Here is an 18,022-nt window from a genome sequence, read left to right on the forward strand (position 1 = left end):
GCACGGATCCTGTGTGATCCGTGCCCCACCCCCAGCCGTTTCGGCGGGTGAGCGGTGTTACTGGTCCCGGTACATCTCGGCGACGAGGAACGCCAGGTCCAGCGACTGGCTGCGGTTGAGCCGCGGGTCGCAGGCGGTCTCGTAGCGCTGGTGCAGGTCGTCGACGAAGATCTCGTCGCCGCCGCCCACGCACTCGGTGACGTCGTCGCCGGTGAGCTCCACGTGGATGCCGCCGGGGTGGGTGCCCAGCTCCTTGTGGACCTCGAAGAAACCCTTCACCTCGTCGAGCACGTCGTCGAAGCGCCGGGTCTTGTGACCGGAGGCCGCCTCGAAGGTGTTGCCGTGCATCGGGTCGGTCACCCAGGCGACGGCGGCACCGGAGGCGGTGACCTTCTCGACCAGCTCGGGCAGCTTGTCGCGGACCTTGTCCGCGCCCATGCGGACGATGAAGGTCAGCCGGCCGGGCTCGCGGTCCGGGTCGAGACGCTCGATGTACTGCAGCGCCTCCTCGGCCGTCGTCGTCGGGCCGAGCTTGATGCCGATGGGGTTGCGGACCCGCGAGGCGAACTCGATGTGCGCGTGGTCCGGCTGCCGGGTGCGCTCGCCGATCCACACCATGTGCGCGGAGACGTCGTACAGCTGCCCGGTGCGCGAGTCCACGCGGGTCAGCGCCGACTCGTAGTCCAGCAGCAGCGCCTCGTGCGAGGAGAAGAACTCGACGGTCTTGAACTCCTCCGGCTCGGCCCCGCAGGCCTGCATGAAGTTCAGCGCCTGGTCGATCTCCCGGGCGAGCTGCTCGTAGCGCTGGCCGGACGGGGACGACTTCACGAAGTCCTGGTTCCAGGCGTGCACCTGGCGCAGGTCGGCGTAACCGCCGGTGGTGAAGGCGCGCACCAGGTTCAGCGTGGAGGCCGAGGCGTGGTACATCCGCTTCAGCCGCTCGGGGTCCGGGACGCGGGCGGCCTCGGTGAAGTCGAAGCCGTTGACGGAGTCGCCCCGGTAGGTGGGCAGCGTCACGCCGTCGCGGGTCTCGGTCGACTTGGAGCGCGGCTTGGAGTACTGGCCGGCGATCCGGCCCACCTTCACCACGGGCACGGACGCGGCGTACGTCAGTACGGCACCCATCTGGAGCAGCGTCTTGAGCTTGGCCCGGATGTGCTCGGCGGACACCGCGTCGAAGGACTCGGCACAGTCGCCGCCCTGGAGGAGGAACGCCTCTCCCTTGGCGACGGACGCCATCCGGGCGCGCAGCTGGTCGCACTCGCCCGCGAAGACGAGCGGCGGATACGACTCGAGGTCCGCGATCACTGCGCGCAGAGCCTCGGTGTCGGGGTACTCGGGCTGCTGCGCCGCGGGCAGGTCTCGCCAGGTGTTGCCAGCGCTCGGGCTGGTCTTAGCGTTCACGGTCACGCCTCAACATTACGGGGTGGGACGGCGCCTTCCGGGCCATGACCAGCAAGTGAGACGGGGGATACGTTCCGTGGCCGTGCGCGGGACATGCGCTAGGGTGCGTCCCGTGTTCGCGCTTTCGACCCGGAACGGTTCGGCCCAGAACCCTTCCGCCCCGAACTGGTGGTGGCCCGCTTCTCCGGCGGCCCACTGACCTCGTAGCGCGTACGCAGGACTTCGCGAAGGCCGCCCGAGGGGCGGCCTTCGGCGTGCGCGGACAGCGCGGCGCCCGCGGGTCGGCCCTCCCGTATCGAGGGAACACGACCGATGAACCGACCGATGAACCACCCGGTGGACCTGCTCGGCCTGCTGGACGATCCCCGTCCGTTCGCCCTGCTGCGCCGCCGCACGCCCGGCCACGACGACACCGTGGTGGAGTTGCTGCTCGGCCCCGTCACCTCCCGTGACCGCCTGGCGGACCTGCCCGACGAGGGGCTTGCGCTCATCCCCTTCCGGCAGATCCGGGAGCGCGGTTTCGACGTGCGCGACGACGGCACCCCGCTGCTGGTGCTGACCCCCGAGGAGCGCCACGAGATCCCGCTCGCCGAAGCCCTGGCGCGGCTGCCCGCGCACGACGTACGGGTGGAGGGCGGCGGCTTCGACGTCGACGACGAGGAGTACGCCGGGATCGTCGGGCGGGTGCTGCGGGAGGAGATCGGGCGGGGCGAGGGCGCCAACTTCGTGATCCGGCGGACGTACGAGGGGGAGATCCCCGGGTTCGGGCGGGCCGACGCGCTGGCGCTGTTCCGGCGGCTGCTGGCGGGCGAACGGGGCGCGTACTGGACGTTCGTGGTGCACACCGGGCGGGAGGCGGGAGGGCGGACGCTGGTCGGGGCGAGCCCCGAGGTCCATGTGCGCGCGTCCGGCGGGACGGTCGTGATGAACCCGATCAGCGGCACCTACCGCTACCCGGCCGGCGGGCCGACCCCCGGGCATCTGCTGGAGTTCCTCGCCGACGGCAAGGAGATCGAGGAGCTGTCGATGGTCGTCGACGAGGAGCTCAAGATGATGTGCACCGTCGGCGACATGGGCGGAGTCGTGGTCGGGCCCCGGCTGAAGGAGATGGCGCACCTCGCGCACACCGAGTACGAGCTGCGCGGCCGGTCCTCGCTGGATGTGCGGGAGGTACTGAAGGAGACCATGTTCGCCGCGACCGTCACGGGGTCGCCGGTGCAGAACGCCTGCCGGGTGATCGAGCGGCACGAGTCCGGTGGGCGCGGCTACTACGCGGGAGCGCTGGCGCTGCTCGGCCGGGATGCGGGCGGCGGGCGGGAAGGGTCCGTCGGGGCCCAGACCCTCGACTCCCCCATCCTCATCCGCACCGCCGACATCGACGCGGCCGGACGGCTGCGGGTGCCGGTCGGCGCCACGCTGGTGCGGGGTTCCGACCCCGCGGGCGAGGTCGCCGAGACCCACGCGAAGGCGGCCGGGGTGCTGGCCGCGCTGGGGGTGCGCCCCGGGCGGCCGCGCGAGGAGTCCGTACGGCCGCGGCTGGCGGACGACCCCCGGGTGCGGGCGGCGCTGGACGGGCGGCGGGCCTCGCTGGCCCCGTTCTGGCTGCGGATGCGGGAGCAGCGGCCGTCGGACGGCCCGGCCGGCCGGGCGCTGGAGGGTCATGCGCTGGTCGTCGACGGGGAGGACACCTTCACGGCGATGCTCGCGCACGTGCTGCGCGCCTCGGGGCTCGCGGTCACCGTCCGCCGGTACGACGAACCCGGGCTGCGGGAGCTGGTGCTCGGGCACGACGGCCCGGTCGTGCTGGGCCCCGGTCCCGGTGACCCGTCCGACCCGCAGGATCCCAGGATGCGGTTCCTGCGCGCTCTGACCGCCGAGGTGCTCGGGGCGGACCGGCGGCACGGCGTCCTCGGTGTCTGTCTCGGCCATGAGCTGATCGCGGCCGAGCTGGGTCTGGAGACCGTCCGCAAGGAGGTGCCGTACCAGGGGACGCAGACGGAGGTCGACCTGTTCGGGCGGCCGGAGACGGTCGGCTTCTACAACAGCTTCGTCGCGCGCTGCGACGACGGGGCGGCGGCGGAGCTGGCGGCGCACGGTGTCGAGGTCAGCCGCGCGGCGAACGGCGAGGTGCACGCGCTGCGCGGACCCCGGTTCGCGGCGCTGCAGTTCCACCCCGAGTCGGTGCTCACCCTGAACGGCGCGGCGATCGTCGCCGAGCTGATGGGTCAGCTGCGCGGGACCAGGACGTTCTCCGAGCGGCGGCCCTCGGTGTAGTCGAGGACGTTGCGCACCGTGGTGTCGATGATCTGGCCGACGGCGTCCACGGTGTAGTACGCCTGGTGGGACGTGACCAGCACGTTCGGGAAGGTGACGAGGCGGGCCAGGGTGTCGTCCTCGATGGCCTCCAGGGACTTGTCGAGGAAGAACAGGCCCGCCTCCGCCTCGTACACGTCCAGTCCGACACCGGTGAAGCGGCCCGCCCGCAGTTCGGCGACGAGGGCGGCGGTGTCGACGAGTCCGCCGCGGCTGGAGTTCACCAGGATCGCGTCGTCCCGCATGGTCCGCAGGGCGGCCCCGTCGATCAGGTGGAGGGTCTCCGGCAGCAGCGGAACGTGCAGGCTGACCAGGTCGGACTCGGCGAGCAGCTGTTCCTTGGGGACGTAGGTCATGCCGAGGTCCCGGCAGGCGGGGTTCTCGGCGGCGTCCCAGCCGAGCAGCCGCATGCCGAAGCCGTGCGCGATCCGGGTGAAGGCCTCGCCGATCTTGCCGGTGCCGATGACGCCGGCGGTGCGGCCGTGCATGTCACGGCCCATCAGTCCGTCGAGCCGGAAGTCGAAGTCGCGGGTGCGGGTGGAGGCGCGGACGATACGCCGGTTGACGGCCATGGCGAGGGCCCAGGCGAACTCGGCGACCGAGTGGGGCGAGTAGTACGACACCCGGGCGACCGTCAGGCCGAGCCGCCCGGCGGTCTTCAGGTCGACGTTGTTGAAGCCGGTGGACCGCTGGGCGATCATCCGGGTGCCGCCGGCCGCCAGGCTCTCCAGGACTCCGGCGCCGAGGTCGCAGTTGACGCTGGTGGAGATCACCTCGTGGCCCGTCGCGATGGGCACGGTGTCCTCGTTGAGGAAGACGTCCAGGCCGCGCACCTCGTGGTGCCCTTCGAAGGCCCGCTCGATCAGGGGCTTCTCGTCTGCCTGCACACCGAACGCGAGGATCTCCACAGGGTCCCTCCGGGGGTCGTGCCGGGAACGCTTCCGTACGCGGCGACTGCCGCATGCGCGAATATACGGGGCCGGGGGCGGATGCGCCTGGGCCGGACGGGGCAGGAGCGGCGCGTTTCGGACCCCGGGTGCCGGGTCCGGCCGGAAAGGCCAACCACCGGACGGTTCAAGGTGTTTGGCCGGTGCTACTCGTCGTCGAGGCCGCGTTCGATGGCGTAGCGGACGAGTTCCACGCGGTTGTGCAGCTGGAGCTTGCCGAGGGTGTTCTGCACGTGGTTCTGCACCGTGCGGTGGGAGATGACGAGCCGTTCGGCGATCTGCTTGTAGCTGAGGCCCTTGGCGACCAGGCGCAGCACCTCGGTCTCCCGGTCGGTCAGCCGGGGCGCCTTGGACGCGCCGCTCTCCGGGGCGGTTGCCGGGTCGGAGGCCAGCCTGCGGTACTCGCCGAGGACCAGTCCGGCCAGGCCCGGGGTGAACACCGGGTCGCCGACGGCCGTACGGCGCACCGCGTCCTGCAGTTCCTGGGTGGAGGCGGACTTCAGCAGATAGCCGGTGGCCCCGGACTTCACCGCCTCCAGCACGTCGGCGTGTTCGCCGCTCGCCGAGAGCACCAGCACCCGCAGCGCCGGATCCTCGGCGACGACCTCCTTGCAGACCTGGACGCCGGGCTTGCCGGGCAGGTTCAGGTCGAGGACGAGGACGTCGGGGGCGACCGCCCTGGCGCGGCGCACGGCCTGGTCGCCGTCGCCCGCGGTGGCGACCACCTCGAAGCCGGACTCGGACAGGTCCCGGGCGACGGCGTCGCGCCACATGGGGTGGTCGTCGACCACCATCACCCTCACCGGCCCCCGCCCGCCTCCGGGTTCCCCGCCTGCCGTCTCTCCGCCTGCGTCCGTCGTCATCGCTGCTCCGCCTTCCCCCGTGCGTCCCGTTCGCCGGCACTGTCCTTGGGTACCTTCAGCTCGACCTCCGTGCCCTGGCCGGGCACCGAGATCAGTTCCGCGCTGCCGCCGAGGTCGCGCAGCCGCCCCCGGATCGACAGGACCACCCCGAGCCGCCCCTCGCCCTCGGCCCGGGCGAGCCGGCCCTCGGGGATGCCGGGCCCGTCGTCGCGGACGGTGACGATCACCTCGTCCGGTTCGTCCTCGACCAGGATCCAGGCGCGCGCGCGTGCCCCCGCGTGTTTGCGTACGTTGTCCAGGGCGGCCCCGACGGCGGCGGTGAGCTCCCGCGCGGCGGCCGGCGCGAGCGGCACCGGCGCCCCGGGTTCGGCGAGGCTGACGAGGGCGCCGGCGTACGGGGCGAGCAGGGCACGCAGGTCGACGGGTTCGCCGCCGGTGCCGTCCTGACCGTCCCGCGCCTCGTCCACGGCCCGTGCCGCCGCTCCCCCGGCCGCGTCCTCGGACGCCCTGGGGAGGGGGACCGGACCGCCGGAGACCAGGGTGCGCAGTGCCACCTCCTGCTCGCCGGCCATCCGGCCCAGCTCGGCCGCCTCGCCGCCGATCACCGCGCCGCGCCGCTGCACCATCGCGAGCACCTGGAGCACGCTGTCGTGGATGTCCCGCGCGAGCCGCTCCCGCTCCCTGGTCGCGGCCTCGATCTCCAGGGCGCGGGCGAGGGTGCGCTCGGAGGCGCGGGCGACCTCGACGACGTAGCCGATGGCGATGGACGCGACCCAGACGAGGATCACGTTGTGCACGGTGTCGCGGGCGGGGCCGCCTCGCTCGACCAGGTTGGCGACGGCGACCAGGGTGGAGGCGAGGGCGGCCCAGCGCCAGCCGCCCTTGACGGCGAAGGCGAGCACCGCGCCCGCGGTCCATATCGACGGCATCGTCGGACCGCCGGCCGCGACCCGCGCCGGGTCGTCGGCGACGGGGGTGAGCAGGATGCCGGCGAGCGCGACGGTCAGGTCGGCGGCGAGGAAGCGTTTGGTGCAGCGGGCGGCGTTCGCGACCCGGGGCAGGGTGGCCGTCGTCCACACGGTCAGCAGGGCGAAGTAGGCGACGGCGAGCCAGGGACGCTCGAACCGCTCGTAGGCGGCGGCGAACAGGCCGACCGCGTACACCGTGGCGAGGACCCGGTACCCGGCGAGCGCACTCCACAGCGGCTGCTCGACCGACATCCTCATGACTCTCTCACGCCTGGGCATGCCCTCCCCCGCCTTCGCCCCGGACCCGCCCCGTCCGCATGCTCTAGGGGGCGGACCGTCGCTGCTCGGCGGTCCGCTCCCGCTGTGCTTCCTTCTCGGCGCGGGCGAGCTCGGCCTTCGCGGCCCTCTCCGCGTCCTTCCCGGCCTTCGCCGCCTCCGCGAGCTGCCGCTTCATGGCGGTCGCGTACATGTCGACGTACTCCTGGCCGGAGAGCTTCATGATCTCGTACATGACCGCGTCGGTCACCGCGCGGAGTACGAAACGGTCGTGCTCCATGCCCTCGTAGCGGCTGAACTCCAGCGGCTTGCCGATGCGGATGCCCGGCCGGACCAGCTTGGGGACGACCTTCCCCGGCGGCTGGACCTTCTCCGTGTCGATCATGGCGACCGGGAGGACGGGCGCGCCGGTGGCGAGCGCCACGCGTGCGAGGCCGCCCGGCTTGCCGCGGTAGAGACGGCCGTCGGGCGAGCGCGTGCCCTCGGGGTAGAGGCCGAACAGCTCGCCGCGTTCGAGGACCTCCATGCCGCTCCTGATCGCCGCCTCACCGGCACCGCGCGCGCCGGAGCGGTCCACCGGGAGCTGGCCCGCGCCCCTGAAGAAGGCGGCCGTCAGCCGGCCCTTCACCCCCGGTGTGGTGAAGTACTCGGCCTTGGCTATGAAGGTGACCTTGCGGTCGAGGACGGCCGGCAGGAAGAAGGAGTCGGAGAACGACAGGTGGTTGCTGGCCAGGATGGCGGGACCTTCCGCGGGGACGTGCTCCAGGCCCTCCACCCAGGGTCTGAAGGCAAGCTTCAGCGACCCTCCGACGGTGACCTTCATCGCGCCGTACAACAACCGAGTGCCTTCCTGTGCGTGTGGCACAGACCCTAACCCGGAGCACCGTCAATGGCTCCGACGGCCCTGGTCGGTGTCGGTGCGGTCGCGTACGGTGAAGGTCCTGCAACCCGTGTGCGGCCCGTCGACTTCCTCGACCCTTTCCACGACGCCCACGACTTCGACGACTCTTACGACCGGGAGGCCGAAAGTGCCGCTCCTGACCGGAGCCGAGCCGTATCGCCATGAGGGCGGGGAGGCCGCTGTCCTCCTCTGCCACGGTTTCACCGGTTCGCCTCAGTCGCTGCGCCCGTGGGCGGAGCACTTCGCCGAGCACGGCCTGACCGTCTCGCTGCCCCTGCTCCCGGGGCACGGCACCCGCTGGGAGGACCTGCGGGCCACCGGCTGGCAGGACTGGTACGCGGAGGTGGACCGCGAGCTGCGCCTGCTGCGGGACCGCTGCTCGCGCGTGTTCGTGGCCGGTCTGTCCATGGGCGGCGCGCTGGCCCTGCGCCTGGCCGCGCGGCACGGCGACGCGGTGAGCGGGGTCATGGTCGTCAACCCGGCGAACCGGGTGCACGGACTGGCCGCGCACGCGCTCCCCGTGGCCCGCCACCTGGTCCCCACGACGAAGGGGATCGCGAGCGACATCGCGGACCCGTCGGCCACGGAGGTGGCCTACGACCGGGTGCCGCTGCACGCGGCCCACTCCCTGCGCACCTTCCTGCGCCTGCTCGACGGCGAGCTTCCCCAGGTCACCCAGCCGCTGCTGCTGCTGCACAGCCCGCAGGACCATGTGGTGCCGCCCGCCGACTCGGTCCGGATCCTCGGCCGCGTCTCGTCGCTCGACGTGACGGAGGTCCTGCTGGAACAGAGCTACCACGTGGCGACGTTGGACTACGACGCGGAGCGGATCTTCCGGAAGAGCACCGCGTTCATCGGCCGGCTCGCACCCGGCGCCGTCAAGGAGCCCGGTCTCGGCAAGGAAGGGACGACCACAGGTGGCTGAGCACGACTCGGACCGCGAGGACCGCGAAGGGCGTGAGGACCAGGAGGGGCGCGCGGCGCACGAGGCAGGTGCGGGCCAGGGACCTGACGGCCGGGGTCCCGAGGACGAGGGCCGGCCCGTTCCGTTCGACGAGGATGCCGCGTGGGAGGCGATCGTCGCCGGGTACGGTGACGAACCGCCGGACCCGGCGGGTGCCAAGCCGTTCAAGTCGGTCGAGGATCTGGCACTGCTGGAGTCCGACACCAACACCGACACCCGTACCGAGGCCGCCGACGACGGGGCGCCGACGCGGGCCGGGGACAAGCCGGTCAAGCCGCTGGGCGGTTCGGTCGCCTTCGCCCCGGGCGTGGGCGGCCCGCGCGACTACAGCGTGTCCGAGCCGTCGGAGGAGGACGGCGACGGCGACGGCGACGAGGGCCACTTCGTCCCGCCGGAGCCCCCGCCGCTTCCCGAGGCCGACGTCACGTCCAAGTTCGCGTGGCTGGGAGTGCTGGGCGGTCCGGTGCTGCTCCTGCTGGCGATACTGCTCGGCCGGGAGATGACCTGGTGGCTGACCACGCTCTGCATCGGCGGTTTCCTGGGCGGTTTCGCCACCCTGGTGATGCGGATGCGCACCGACGACGAGGAGGACGACGATCCGGGCCGGGGCGCGGTGGTCTGAGAGCGGGCCACCGTGCCCACGCACACTACGCGGCCGGCACTCTGAGCGCGGCCAGGACCGGCAGGTGATCGGTGGCCGCCCTCAGGTCGGCCTCGGTCACCCCCGGCTGGTCGAGCGGGACACCGCAGCCCAGAACCTCGACGCCCTTCGTGGCGAACAGGGCGTCGATGCGCTGATGCGGCGCGGTGGGCGTCGAGGTGTACTCACCGCCCCAGGGCTCGGCGGCCCAGCAGTCCGTGAGGGAGTCGCCCAGCCACCGGAAGGTGCGGCCGTCCGGCCGCTCGTTGACGTCACCGCCCGCGACCGCGTGCTCCACGCCCATCCCGGCGAGCCGGTCGAGAAGCATGCCGCCCTGCGCGTACCGCTCGTCCTTCGCCAGCGACAGATGGCAGCTCAGCACGCCCAGCCGGGCACCGCCGAACCGTACGACAGCGGTGGCGAAGCCGCGCCGGTGCAGTCCCGGGGTGAGCGGCAGCAGCACGTCCTCGGTGCGCTCGACGGTCGCCCGCAGCGAGCACAGGATCGCGGGCCCGGCGGCCGTGGCACCCCCGGACAGCACGACCAGCCCGGTCTGCGACGCGAGCCGCGCCAGCTTCTTGCGCCACCGGAAGAACCGCGGCGCCTCCTGGACGAGCACCAGATCGGCCGCGCACGCACCGATGATCCGGGCCAGCGCGTCGGTGTCGTCGCGCAGGGAACGGACGTTGTAACTCAGCACCCTGATGACGGCCGAACCGTCGGCCTCGGTCCGGGAGTCGGGCAGTGGCCCAGTCGTCGCCATACGGATCAAGATACGCCGGTTCCTCCCCCGCCCCTCGACGACGGCGCCCGCCGTGGTCCCGGGGAGGGAGCAGGCGGGCGGCGCCGGAGTGAGGAGGCGTCACATGATGGGGTCGGGTTCCCGGGCCAGGTCGGCCGCGCCCACCAGGCCGGCCTTGTTGCCGAGCTCGGCGGCCCGGACGTCGGCGACCGGGCGCCAGTTGCCGCCCACCAGCCAGCGCTTGTACGACTTGCGGATCGGGTCGAGGAGCAGTTCCCCCTCGTCGGAGAGACCGCCGCCGACGATGAAGGCGGAGGGGTCGAAGAGGGAGGCCAGGTCGGCGAGGCCGGCGCCGACCCACCGGGCGAGCTCCCGGTAGGAGTCGACGGCCACCGGGTCGCCCTGACGGGCGGCCATGGAGACGTGCTTGCCCTCGATGCCGTCGGGGGTGCCGTCGCCGAGGGCGAGCAGCGTCTCCGCGTTCTCCGGGGTCGCGTTGGCGCGCTGGGTGGCGTACCGGACGAGGGCGCGGCCGGAGGCGTACTGCTCCCAGCAGCCCTGCGAACCGCAGCCGCACAGCAGACCGTCCGGGACCATCCGGATGTGCCCGAACTCGGCGGCCACACCGAAGTGGCCCCGGCGCAGCTTGTTGCCGATGATGACGCCGCCGCCGAGACCGGTGCCGAGCGTGATGCAGATGACGTTGCGGTGGCCCTTGCCGGCGCCGAACTTGTACTCGCCCCAGGCCGCCGCGTTCGCGTCGTTCTCCACGACGACCGGGAGACCCACGCGGGCTTCGACCTTCTCCTTCAGCGGCTCCTGGCGCCAGTCGATGTTGGGGGCGAAGTACACCGTCGAGCGCTGGCGGTTGACGTATCCGGCCGCACCGATTCCCACGCCGACGATCTCGTTCCCCGTGCGTGCTCCGTCCACCGCGGAGGCGATGGCGTCCACGATGCCGTCGGGCGTGCCCGGGGTCGGCACCTTGTGGACCGAGAGGATGTTGCCGTCCTCATCGACCACGCCGGCCGCGATCTTGGTGCCGCCGATGTCGACGCCGATGGTGAGTCCCATGAATCCCTCAGTTCCGGTCGAGCCCCGCTACCGTCCACGGTACCCGAGGCCCTGGCACCGGCTTCCCGGTATCGGGCACCCTCAGTCCAGGTCGATGCGTTCCCCGCCGGGTCCGGGCTCGTCGCCACGGTTGCGGCGGCGGTCGTCGCCCGCGTCGCCGTCGCTGCCGCGGTCGTGCTTCCGGCTCCCGTCCTCGGGACCCTCGGAGTCGGGGGTGTCCTCGGCGTCGGGAGTGTCCTTGGCGTTCTTGGCGTCGGAGGTGTCCTTGGCCGCGTCCGGGTCCCAGGGGCGGGGGTCGCGGGTGGTCCAGCGGCGCTCCTGGTCCTGGACCGCGGAGCGGTAGGCGGCGAGGAGTTCGCTGCCGGCGGCGGCGAGGTGGTCGAAGACGTCCGGGTTGCGTTCGACGACCGGTTCCACGGCCTCCTTGGCCTGCTGGACGACCTGGCGCACCATCTGCTGCGCGGCCGGTCCGGCGACCGCGCCGAACAGCGGTGACCGGCCCCCGGTGAGCTGGTCGAACTTCTCGGCGACCACGTCGACGAGCTTGCGCAGCTCCTCGGCGGCCGAGGCGGGGGGCGGTCCGTACCGGGCGCGGCGGCGGGCCTTCTCCGCCTCGAGGTCCTCGGCGCACGCCGTCGCCCAGGCGTCCGCGTCGACGGTCCGTACGTCGTCGGTGGGGGCCGTGCGCGCGTCGGACGCGGAATCGCCCACGGGCGCGTTCCCGGTGTCGTCGGGCGGGGGGAGCTGTTCGCTCATGACGGACTCCTGACTACGGTCGGCCCTTCCGACGGTACCCGAACAGGGGTACCGGCTTCACGGGGTGCGCGGCCACAGCCGCGGATCCGGCCGGAACCGGATGCGCAGCTCCTCATCGCGCAGGGCCGCGCCGTCGACGGTGCAGCGGCGCAGCGCGGAGGGCAGCGGGACCGTCCGCCGGAACGGCCCCGCGGTGACGGCGAGTTCGTCGCCGTGCCGGATCAGGTCCAGTTCCTCGCGCCGGGCGCCGGGCAGCGGGATGTGCCAGACCAGGACGCCGTCGTCGGCGAGCCGGTCGGTGACGGGCCACCCCACCGTGGCGGGCCCCGCCTTGACGCCGGGTGCGCAGGACGCGCCGGATGCGGCGGGCACGCCCGGGACGGCGAGCGCGGTCAGGTCGTCCGGGCCGCGCGGGTCGCGGCCCAGGTGGGCGACGGGGTGGACGTCGTACGTCTGGCGCCACTCGTCCAGCGTCTTGCGCTGCTGGGCGACCGGGCCGGCGAGCCAGCTGTCCCCGACGCTCTCGGGCAGTGTCCGGCCCGCGACCAGCACGTCGGTGCGCAGTCCGCGCAGGGCGAGGCCGAGACCCGCGGTGCGTACGGCGTCGGCGCCCGCGGGGCCGGGTTCGGCGACCAGCCGTACGGCGGTGTCCCGGTCGGCGAGGACGGCCTCGACGGCGGCCAGTTCGGCGTCCCACCGGGCGGCCGTGCCGTACAGCCATTCCGCGGGCATGGGGACCCCGGCGAGGCGGCCGAGCACGGGGCGCAGGGCGCGGGCGGCCTGGCGTTCGGGCGGGAGCAGCCTGCGCATGCCGCGGCGGAGGTCCTCGGGGAGGGCGAACAGGGCGAGGGCCCGCTCGGCGGGCGGCAGGTCGACGACGAGCAGGTCGTACACGTCCGACAGCGCGGCGTCCCGCAGGGCGCGCAGCACGGCGAGTTCCTCGGCGCCGGGCAGCGGGCCGAACTCCTCGGGATCGAGCCGGGACGCGCCGAGCAGGTCGAACGCCGAGGCGGCCCGTTCCTGCAGTGCGGCCAGGCCGGCGCGGAAGTCCTCGCCGGCGTCGACCCGTCGTGCGGTGAGGCCCGGGACGACCTCGGCGGGCGCGGTGCCGACGGGCGTGCCCAGCACCGTTCCCAGCGTGTCCGTCCGGTCGGTGCCGAGCAGCAGGACGCGGGCGCCCGCGCGGGCGGCGGCGAGCGCGGTGGCCGCCGCGACGGTGGTACGTCCGTTGCCACCGGGGCCCGTGATCAGGAGGGTACGCATGAGGATGAACGGTACCGGTGCACGCACCCGCGTCCGACCGGCGCCGTTGTCCCCGCGACCGGTGCTACGCGGCCCCCGGCGCCTCGCCGGACTCCACCCGCTTCTTCAGTCCCGCCAGGGCCCGGTCGATGATGACCTTCTCGGCCTTGCGCTTGATCATGCCGAGCATCGGGATCTTGACGTCGACGGTGAGCCGGTAGGTGACCTCGGTGGTGCCCGCACCGGCCGCCTTCAGGAGGTAGGAGCCGTCCAGGGAGCGCAGCATCTGGGACTTCACCAGCGTCCAGGACACCTCGTGCCCGCCGGCCCAGGTGTACGCGAGGGTCTGGTCGTCCTTGATCGCGCCGGCGTCCATGACGAGGCGTACCTGCTCGGCACGGCCCTGGCCGTCGGTCGCGAGGACTTCCGCCTCCTTCACCTCGCCGGTCCAGTCCGGATAGCGGGCGAAGTCGGCGATCACCTCCATGACCTCGGCCGGTTCCGCCTCGATCGTGATGCTCGAGCTGGTGTGTTCCGCCATCGCCGTGGCTCCTCCAGATGCGGGCCGTGGTCGGATCGCCGTGCGCGGCCCACGCGCACGCCCGTGCAGCGGAAGGCTATCGCGCACCCCGCCGGGGCACGTCACCCGACCTGGGACATCCTCACCACTCGAGCGCCCAGGGCCGGCCGCGGCTCGCGAAGTGACCCACGTTCACGCATTCGGTGGCCCCCACCCGCATGCGACGGACCAGCGGCTGGTGCACATGCCCGAACAGCGCGTACCGGGGCCGGGTGCGGTGGATGGCGTCCAGCAGGGCGCGGCTGCCGCGCTCGAAACGGCGCGCGACGGTGTCGTACACCAGCTCCGGAACCTCCGGCGGAATGTGCGTGCACAGCACGTCGACCTCGCCGACGGCCTCGATCTTCGCCGCGTACTCCTCGTCGCCGATCTCGTACGGCGTGCGCATGGGCGTGCGCAGTCCGCCGCCGACGAAGCCGAAGACCCGGCCGCCGATCTCCACCCGCTCGCCGTCGAGGACGGTGGTGCCCGGCCCCGCGTACTCCGGCCACAAGGCCGGTATGTCGACATTGCCGTACGTGGCGTACGTAGGGGTGGGGAAGGCGGCGAACATCTCGGCGTACTGCCCCCGCACCGCCTTCCGGATCGCCGCGGCGCGGTCCGCGCCGATGCCCTCCCACAGCCGGGCCTGGAAGGCGCGCGCCTCCTCGAAGCGCCGCGCGGTGCGCAGTTCCACGATGCGGTCGGCGTTCTCGGTGCCGAACAGGTCGGGGAAGATGCCGCGCGAGTGGTCGGCGTAGTCCAGGAAGAGCACCAGGTCGCCGAGGCAGATCAGGGCGTCGGCGCCCTCACCGGCCGTGGCCAGGTCGCGGGCGTTGCCGTGGACGTCGCTGACCACATGAACGCGCGTACGGCGGTTTCCGGCCGGTGTGGATGCCATGGCGATCAAGCGTAGCCAGAGGGCGGCCCCTGTGAACAGTGGCGGCCCTACCTGCGGTTACTGGCTCCCTTTCAAGGGCGTGGACTACTGTGCGCGATGGCAACCAACCCGTTCACCCACTTGTGTGACGCAGCGAACATCTCGTCGGGACCCCCTGTCGTTCCAGCCATACCGGCGGGTAACGTCCGGGCAGTCCAGTCGTGCTCAGGATTTCAACAGGTGAATTTTTGAGCACCCGCCCGAGCCTTGGACCGCACTGTCGTCGCATCGCACACCGTCGTGGCGCCGGCGCCCTAAGAGGAGCAGCAGTCTTGCGCGAGTTCAGCCTTCCGGCTTTGTACGAGGTCCCTGCGGACGGCAATCTGACCGACATAGTCCGCAGAAACGCCGCGCAGCACCCCGATGTGGCCGTCGTCGCCCGCAAGGTCGGTGGCGTGTGGCAGGACGTGACGGCCACCGCCTTCCTCGCCGAGGTGCGGGCGGCCGCCAAGGGGCTCATCGCCTCCGGGATCCGGCCCGGCGAGCGGGTCGCCCTGATGTCGCGCACCCGTTACGAGTGGACGCTGCTCGACTTCGCGATCTGGAGCGCCGGCGCGGTCACGGTGCCGGTGTACGAGACGAGCTCACCGGAGCAGGTGGCCTGGATCCTCGGCGACTCCGGCGCCACCGCCTGTGTGGTGGAGTCGGACGGTCACGCGGCCACGGTCGACTCGGTGCGCGACCGGCTGCCCACGCTGAAGCACGTGTGGCAGATCGACCGCGGTACGGGCGAGGCCGGTGAGGGCGGCGCGGTCGAGGAGCTGGGCCGCCTCGGCCGGGACGTCACCGACGAGACGGTCGAGGAACGCAGCTCCGTCGCCGGGGCCGACGATCCGGCGACCATCATCTACACCTCCGGCACCACCGGCCGTCCCAAGGGCTGTGTGCTCACCCACCGCAGCTTCTTCGCCGAGTGCGGCAACGTCGTGGAGCGGCTGCGTCCCCTGTTCCGGACCGGCGAGTGCTCGGTCCTGCTCTTCCTTCCGCTCGCGCACGTCTTCGGCCGGCTGGTGCAGATCGCGCCGATGATCGCGCCGATCAAGCTGGGCTGTGTCCCCGACGTCAAGCAGCTCACCGACGAACTGGCCGCGTTCCGGCCGACGCTGATCCTGGGCGTGCCGCGGGTCTTCGAGAAGGTCTACAACTCGGCGCGCGCCAAGGCCCAGGCCGACGGCAAGGGCCAGATCTTCGACAGGGCGGCGGACACCGCGATCGCGTACAGCAAGGCGCTGGACACGCCGTCGGGGCCGTCCCTCGGCCTGAAGATCAAGTACAAGGTGTTCGACAAACTCGTGTACGGCAAGCTGCGCGCGGTGCTCGGCGGGCGCGGCGAGGCCGCCATCTCCGGCGGCGCCCCGCTGGGCGAGCGCCTCGGCCACTTCTTCCGCGGCATCGGTTTCACGGTGCTGGAGGGCTACGGGCTCACCGAGTCCTGCGCGGCCACCACGTTCAACCCCTGGGACCGGCAGAAGATCGGTACGGTCGGGCAGCCGCTGCCCGGCTCGGTGGTCCGCATCGCCGACGACGGCGAGGTGCTGCTGCACGGCGAGCACCTGTTCAAGGAGTACTGGAACCAGCCGGCCGCGACCGCGGAGGCGCTCGCCGACGGCTGGTTCCACACCGGTGACATCGGCACCCTCGACGAGGACGGGTATCTGCGGATCACCGGCCGCAAGAAGGAGATACTCGTCACGGCGGGCGGCAAGAACGTCGCCCCGGCGGTGATCGAGGACCGGATCCGCGCGCACGCCCTGGTCGCGGAGTGCATGGTCGTCGGCGACGGACGGCCGTTCGTGGGCGCGCTGATCACGCTCGACGAGGAGTTCCTGGGGCGCTGGGCGGCGGAGCACGGGAAGCCGGAGGGGGCGACGGCGGCGTCGCTGAGCGAGGACCCCGAGCTGCTGGCCGCGATCCAGGATGCCGTGGACGACGGGAACGCGGCGGTTTCCAAGGCGGAGTCGGTGCGGAAGTTCCGGGTGCTGCCTTCTCAGTTCACGGAGGATTCGGGGCATCTGACTCCGTCGCTGAAGCTGAAGCGGAACGTGGTGGCGAAGGACTTCGCCCACGAGGTCGAGGCGATCTACTCGAAGTAGGGATTTTCCGCCCCTGCCCCCGCCGTCCCTTCCCTCCCCGGCCCCGGGGGCACTGCCCCCGGACCCATGCTCCTCCCGCGCTCCTCGAACGCCGGAGGGGCCGGTTTCGGCCGGAGGGGCCGTTTTTTGTCTACAGCAGGGTCTTCAGGGTTTCCGCCAGGAGGTCCCAGCGCCACTTCTCCTCGACCCAGGCCCGGCCCCGTTCGCCCATGCGGCGGCGGAGCTCGGGGTCGGCGAGGAGGGCGACGATGCGGTCGGCGGACTCCGCGGGGGTGTCGCCGCGGACGACCCAGCCGGTCTCGCCGTCGAGGACCGCGTCGGGAGCACCGCCCGAGTCGCCGGCGACGACGGGCAGGCCGGTCGCGGAGGCCTCCAGGTAGACGATCCCGAGCCCTTCGACGTCCAGTCCCCCGCGCCGGGTCCTGCACGGCATCGCGAAGACGTCGCCGGCACCGTAGTGGGCGGGCAGCTCGGACCAGGGCACGGCGCCGGTGAAACGTACGGAGCCGGCCACCCCGGTGTCGTGCGCCAGCCGGCGCAGGTCCTTCTCGTAGGGCCCGCCGCCGACGATCAGCAGCACGGCGTCCGGCTCGGCGGCGAGGATCGCGGGCATCGCCCGGATCAGCGTGTCCTGCCCCTTGCGCGGCACGAGCCGGGAGACGCAGACGACCACCGGCCGGTCCGTCAGGCCGAGCCTGGCCCGGACCTCGTCGCCGCCGGAGCCGGGGTGGAAGGTCTTCTCGTCGACCCCGGGCGGCAGCTGCACCATCCGCGCGGCCGCCTCGGGCGTGAGCGCACCGGCGGTCCGCGAGCGCGTGTACTCGCCGAGGTAGGTGATCGTGTCCGTGGACTCGCCGATCCGGCGCAGCAGCTGCCGGGCCGCGGGCAGCTGGGCCCAGCCCGCCTCGTGGCCGTGGGTGGTGGCCACGATCCGCTCGGCGCCCGCCCTGCGCAGTGCCGGCGCCATCAGTCCGAGCGGTGCGGCCGCCCCGAACCAGACCGAGGTGCACCCGTGTTCGCGCAGCAGCCCGACGGCCTGCCGGGTCGCCTGCGGGGTCGGCAGCAGCATCGTCGTACGGGCGCGTACGACGGTGAAGGGCTGCTCGGCGTCGAAGGCGGCCGTCGCCCGGACGCCCTCCCCGGAGCGTTTCCAGGTCGAGGCGTGTACGACGAGCCGTGCGGGATCGAGGCGCAGCGCCATGTTGTGCAGAAACGCCTGGATACCGCCCGGCCTGGGCGGGAAGTCGTTGGTCACGATCAAGGTCTTGTGCATCGAGGCAGACCCTACCGAACCGGTGCCTCCGGCCGCGGCCACGGCGGGCCGCTGTGGCATCTCACCG

Annotated in this window: 16 protein-coding genes; 4 read left to right on the forward strand and 12 right to left on the reverse strand. The window is 72.6% G+C overall.

Going from position 1 to position 18,022, the window contains the following annotated elements; genetic code table 11:
- Positions 1-57 precede the first annotated feature (57 nt).
- Positions 58-1,410 carry a class II 3-deoxy-7-phosphoheptulonate synthase gene (locus ACFWVE_RS18945; RefSeq protein WP_384015294.1) on the reverse strand — a complete coding sequence of 451 codons (1,353 nt, stop codon included), beginning with the start codon at positions 1,408-1,410 and terminating at the stop codon, positions 58-60.
- A 306-nt stretch (positions 1,411-1,716) separates the two neighbouring features.
- Here ACFWVE_RS18945 and ACFWVE_RS18950 point away from each other — a divergent pair, with 306 nt between their 5' ends.
- Positions 1,717-3,678: an anthranilate synthase family protein gene (locus tag ACFWVE_RS18950; protein WP_384015296.1), complete on the forward strand. Its 1,962-nt coding sequence runs from the start codon at positions 1,717-1,719 to the stop codon at positions 3,676-3,678.
- Here ACFWVE_RS18950 and ACFWVE_RS18955 read toward each other — a convergent pair.
- From ACFWVE_RS18955 to ACFWVE_RS18970, 4 genes are all read right to left on the reverse strand, one after another.
- Positions 3,630-4,625 carry a 2-hydroxyacid dehydrogenase gene (locus ACFWVE_RS18955; RefSeq protein WP_384015299.1) on the reverse strand — a complete coding sequence of 332 codons (996 nt, stop codon included), beginning with the start codon at positions 4,623-4,625 and terminating at the stop codon, positions 3,630-3,632. The genes ACFWVE_RS18950 and ACFWVE_RS18955 overlap by 49 nt on opposite strands.
- 185 nt (positions 4,626-4,810) lie before the next feature.
- Positions 4,811-5,527 (reverse strand): response regulator, encoded by a 717-nt coding sequence (locus tag ACFWVE_RS18960; RefSeq protein WP_384015302.1) that lies wholly within the window; start codon positions 5,525-5,527, stop codon positions 4,811-4,813.
- On the reverse strand, positions 5,524-6,774 hold the full coding sequence (macS, locus tag ACFWVE_RS18965; RefSeq protein WP_384015305.1) for a MacS family sensor histidine kinase: 1,251 nt from the start codon (positions 6,772-6,774) through the stop codon (positions 5,524-5,526). Before macS ends, ACFWVE_RS18960 begins: the two co-directional genes overlap by 4 nt.
- 43 nt (positions 6,775-6,817) lie before the next feature.
- A complete protein-coding gene (locus tag ACFWVE_RS18970; protein WP_384015308.1) occupies positions 6,818-7,594 on the reverse strand; it encodes a lysophospholipid acyltransferase family protein in 777 nt (258 codons plus the stop codon).
- Between the two features lie 205 nt (positions 7,595-7,799).
- On the opposite strand from ACFWVE_RS18970, the gene ACFWVE_RS18975 reads away from it, so the two are divergent.
- Positions 7,800-8,597, forward strand: a complete 798-nt coding sequence (locus tag ACFWVE_RS18975; RefSeq protein ID WP_384015311.1) for an alpha/beta hydrolase — start codon at positions 7,800-7,802, stop codon at positions 8,595-8,597.
- The gene (locus ACFWVE_RS18980) at positions 8,590-9,258 is read left to right on the forward strand and encodes a hypothetical protein (RefSeq protein ID WP_384015313.1); all 669 of its coding nucleotides are present in this window, start codon (positions 8,590-8,592) and stop codon (positions 9,256-9,258) included. The genes ACFWVE_RS18975 and ACFWVE_RS18980 overlap by 8 nt, the downstream gene beginning before the upstream one ends.
- A gap of 25 nt (positions 9,259-9,283) precedes the next feature.
- Here ACFWVE_RS18980 and ACFWVE_RS18985 read toward each other — a convergent pair whose 3' ends face one another.
- The 6 genes from ACFWVE_RS18985 to ACFWVE_RS19010 all read right to left on the reverse strand — a co-directional run bounded on the left by ACFWVE_RS18985 (position 9,284) and on the right by ACFWVE_RS19010 (position 14,550).
- Positions 9,284-10,039, reverse strand: coding sequence for an endonuclease/exonuclease/phosphatase family protein (locus tag ACFWVE_RS18985; RefSeq protein ID WP_384015315.1), 756 nt, complete (start codon positions 10,037-10,039; stop codon positions 9,284-9,286).
- Positions 10,040-10,138: 99 nt separating this feature from the next.
- A complete protein-coding gene (locus ACFWVE_RS18990) occupies positions 10,139-11,092 on the reverse strand; it encodes an ROK family glucokinase (protein ID WP_383812499.1) in 954 nt (317 codons plus the stop codon).
- A gap of 81 nt (positions 11,093-11,173) precedes the next feature.
- The gene (locus tag ACFWVE_RS18995) at positions 11,174-11,848 is read right to left on the reverse strand and encodes a DUF5304 domain-containing protein (protein WP_384015319.1); all 675 of its coding nucleotides are present in this window, start codon (positions 11,846-11,848) and stop codon (positions 11,174-11,176) included.
- 57 nt (positions 11,849-11,905) lie between these two features.
- A complete protein-coding gene (locus ACFWVE_RS19000; protein ID WP_384015321.1) occupies positions 11,906-13,111 on the reverse strand; it encodes an ArsA family ATPase in 1,206 nt (401 codons plus the stop codon).
- A gap of 64 nt (positions 13,112-13,175) precedes the next feature.
- Positions 13,176-13,631, reverse strand: a complete 456-nt coding sequence (locus tag ACFWVE_RS19005; protein WP_384015324.1) for an SRPBCC family protein — start codon at positions 13,629-13,631, stop codon at positions 13,176-13,178.
- 121 nt (positions 13,632-13,752) lie between these two features.
- Positions 13,753-14,550, reverse strand: coding sequence for a metallophosphoesterase (locus ACFWVE_RS19010; protein WP_384015327.1), 798 nt, complete (start codon positions 14,548-14,550; stop codon positions 13,753-13,755).
- Positions 14,551-14,861: 311 nt separating this feature from the next.
- Between ACFWVE_RS19010 and ACFWVE_RS19015 the strand changes: the two genes are divergently transcribed.
- Positions 14,862-16,682: an AMP-dependent synthetase/ligase gene (locus ACFWVE_RS19015; protein ID WP_384015330.1), complete on the forward strand. Its 1,821-nt coding sequence runs from the start codon at positions 14,862-14,864 to the stop codon at positions 16,680-16,682.
- A 130-nt stretch (positions 16,683-16,812) separates the two neighbouring features.
- On the opposite strand, the gene ACFWVE_RS19020 is transcribed toward ACFWVE_RS19015, so the two are convergent.
- Positions 16,813-17,955 (reverse strand): glycosyltransferase family 4 protein, encoded by a 1,143-nt coding sequence (locus ACFWVE_RS19020; RefSeq protein WP_384015333.1) that lies wholly within the window; start codon positions 17,953-17,955, stop codon positions 16,813-16,815.
- Positions 17,956-18,022 lie beyond the last annotated feature (67 nt).

Source organism: Streptomyces sp. NPDC058632 (assembly GCF_042717095.1).
Classification (GTDB): Bacteria; Actinomycetota; Actinomycetes; order Streptomycetales; family Streptomycetaceae; genus Streptomyces.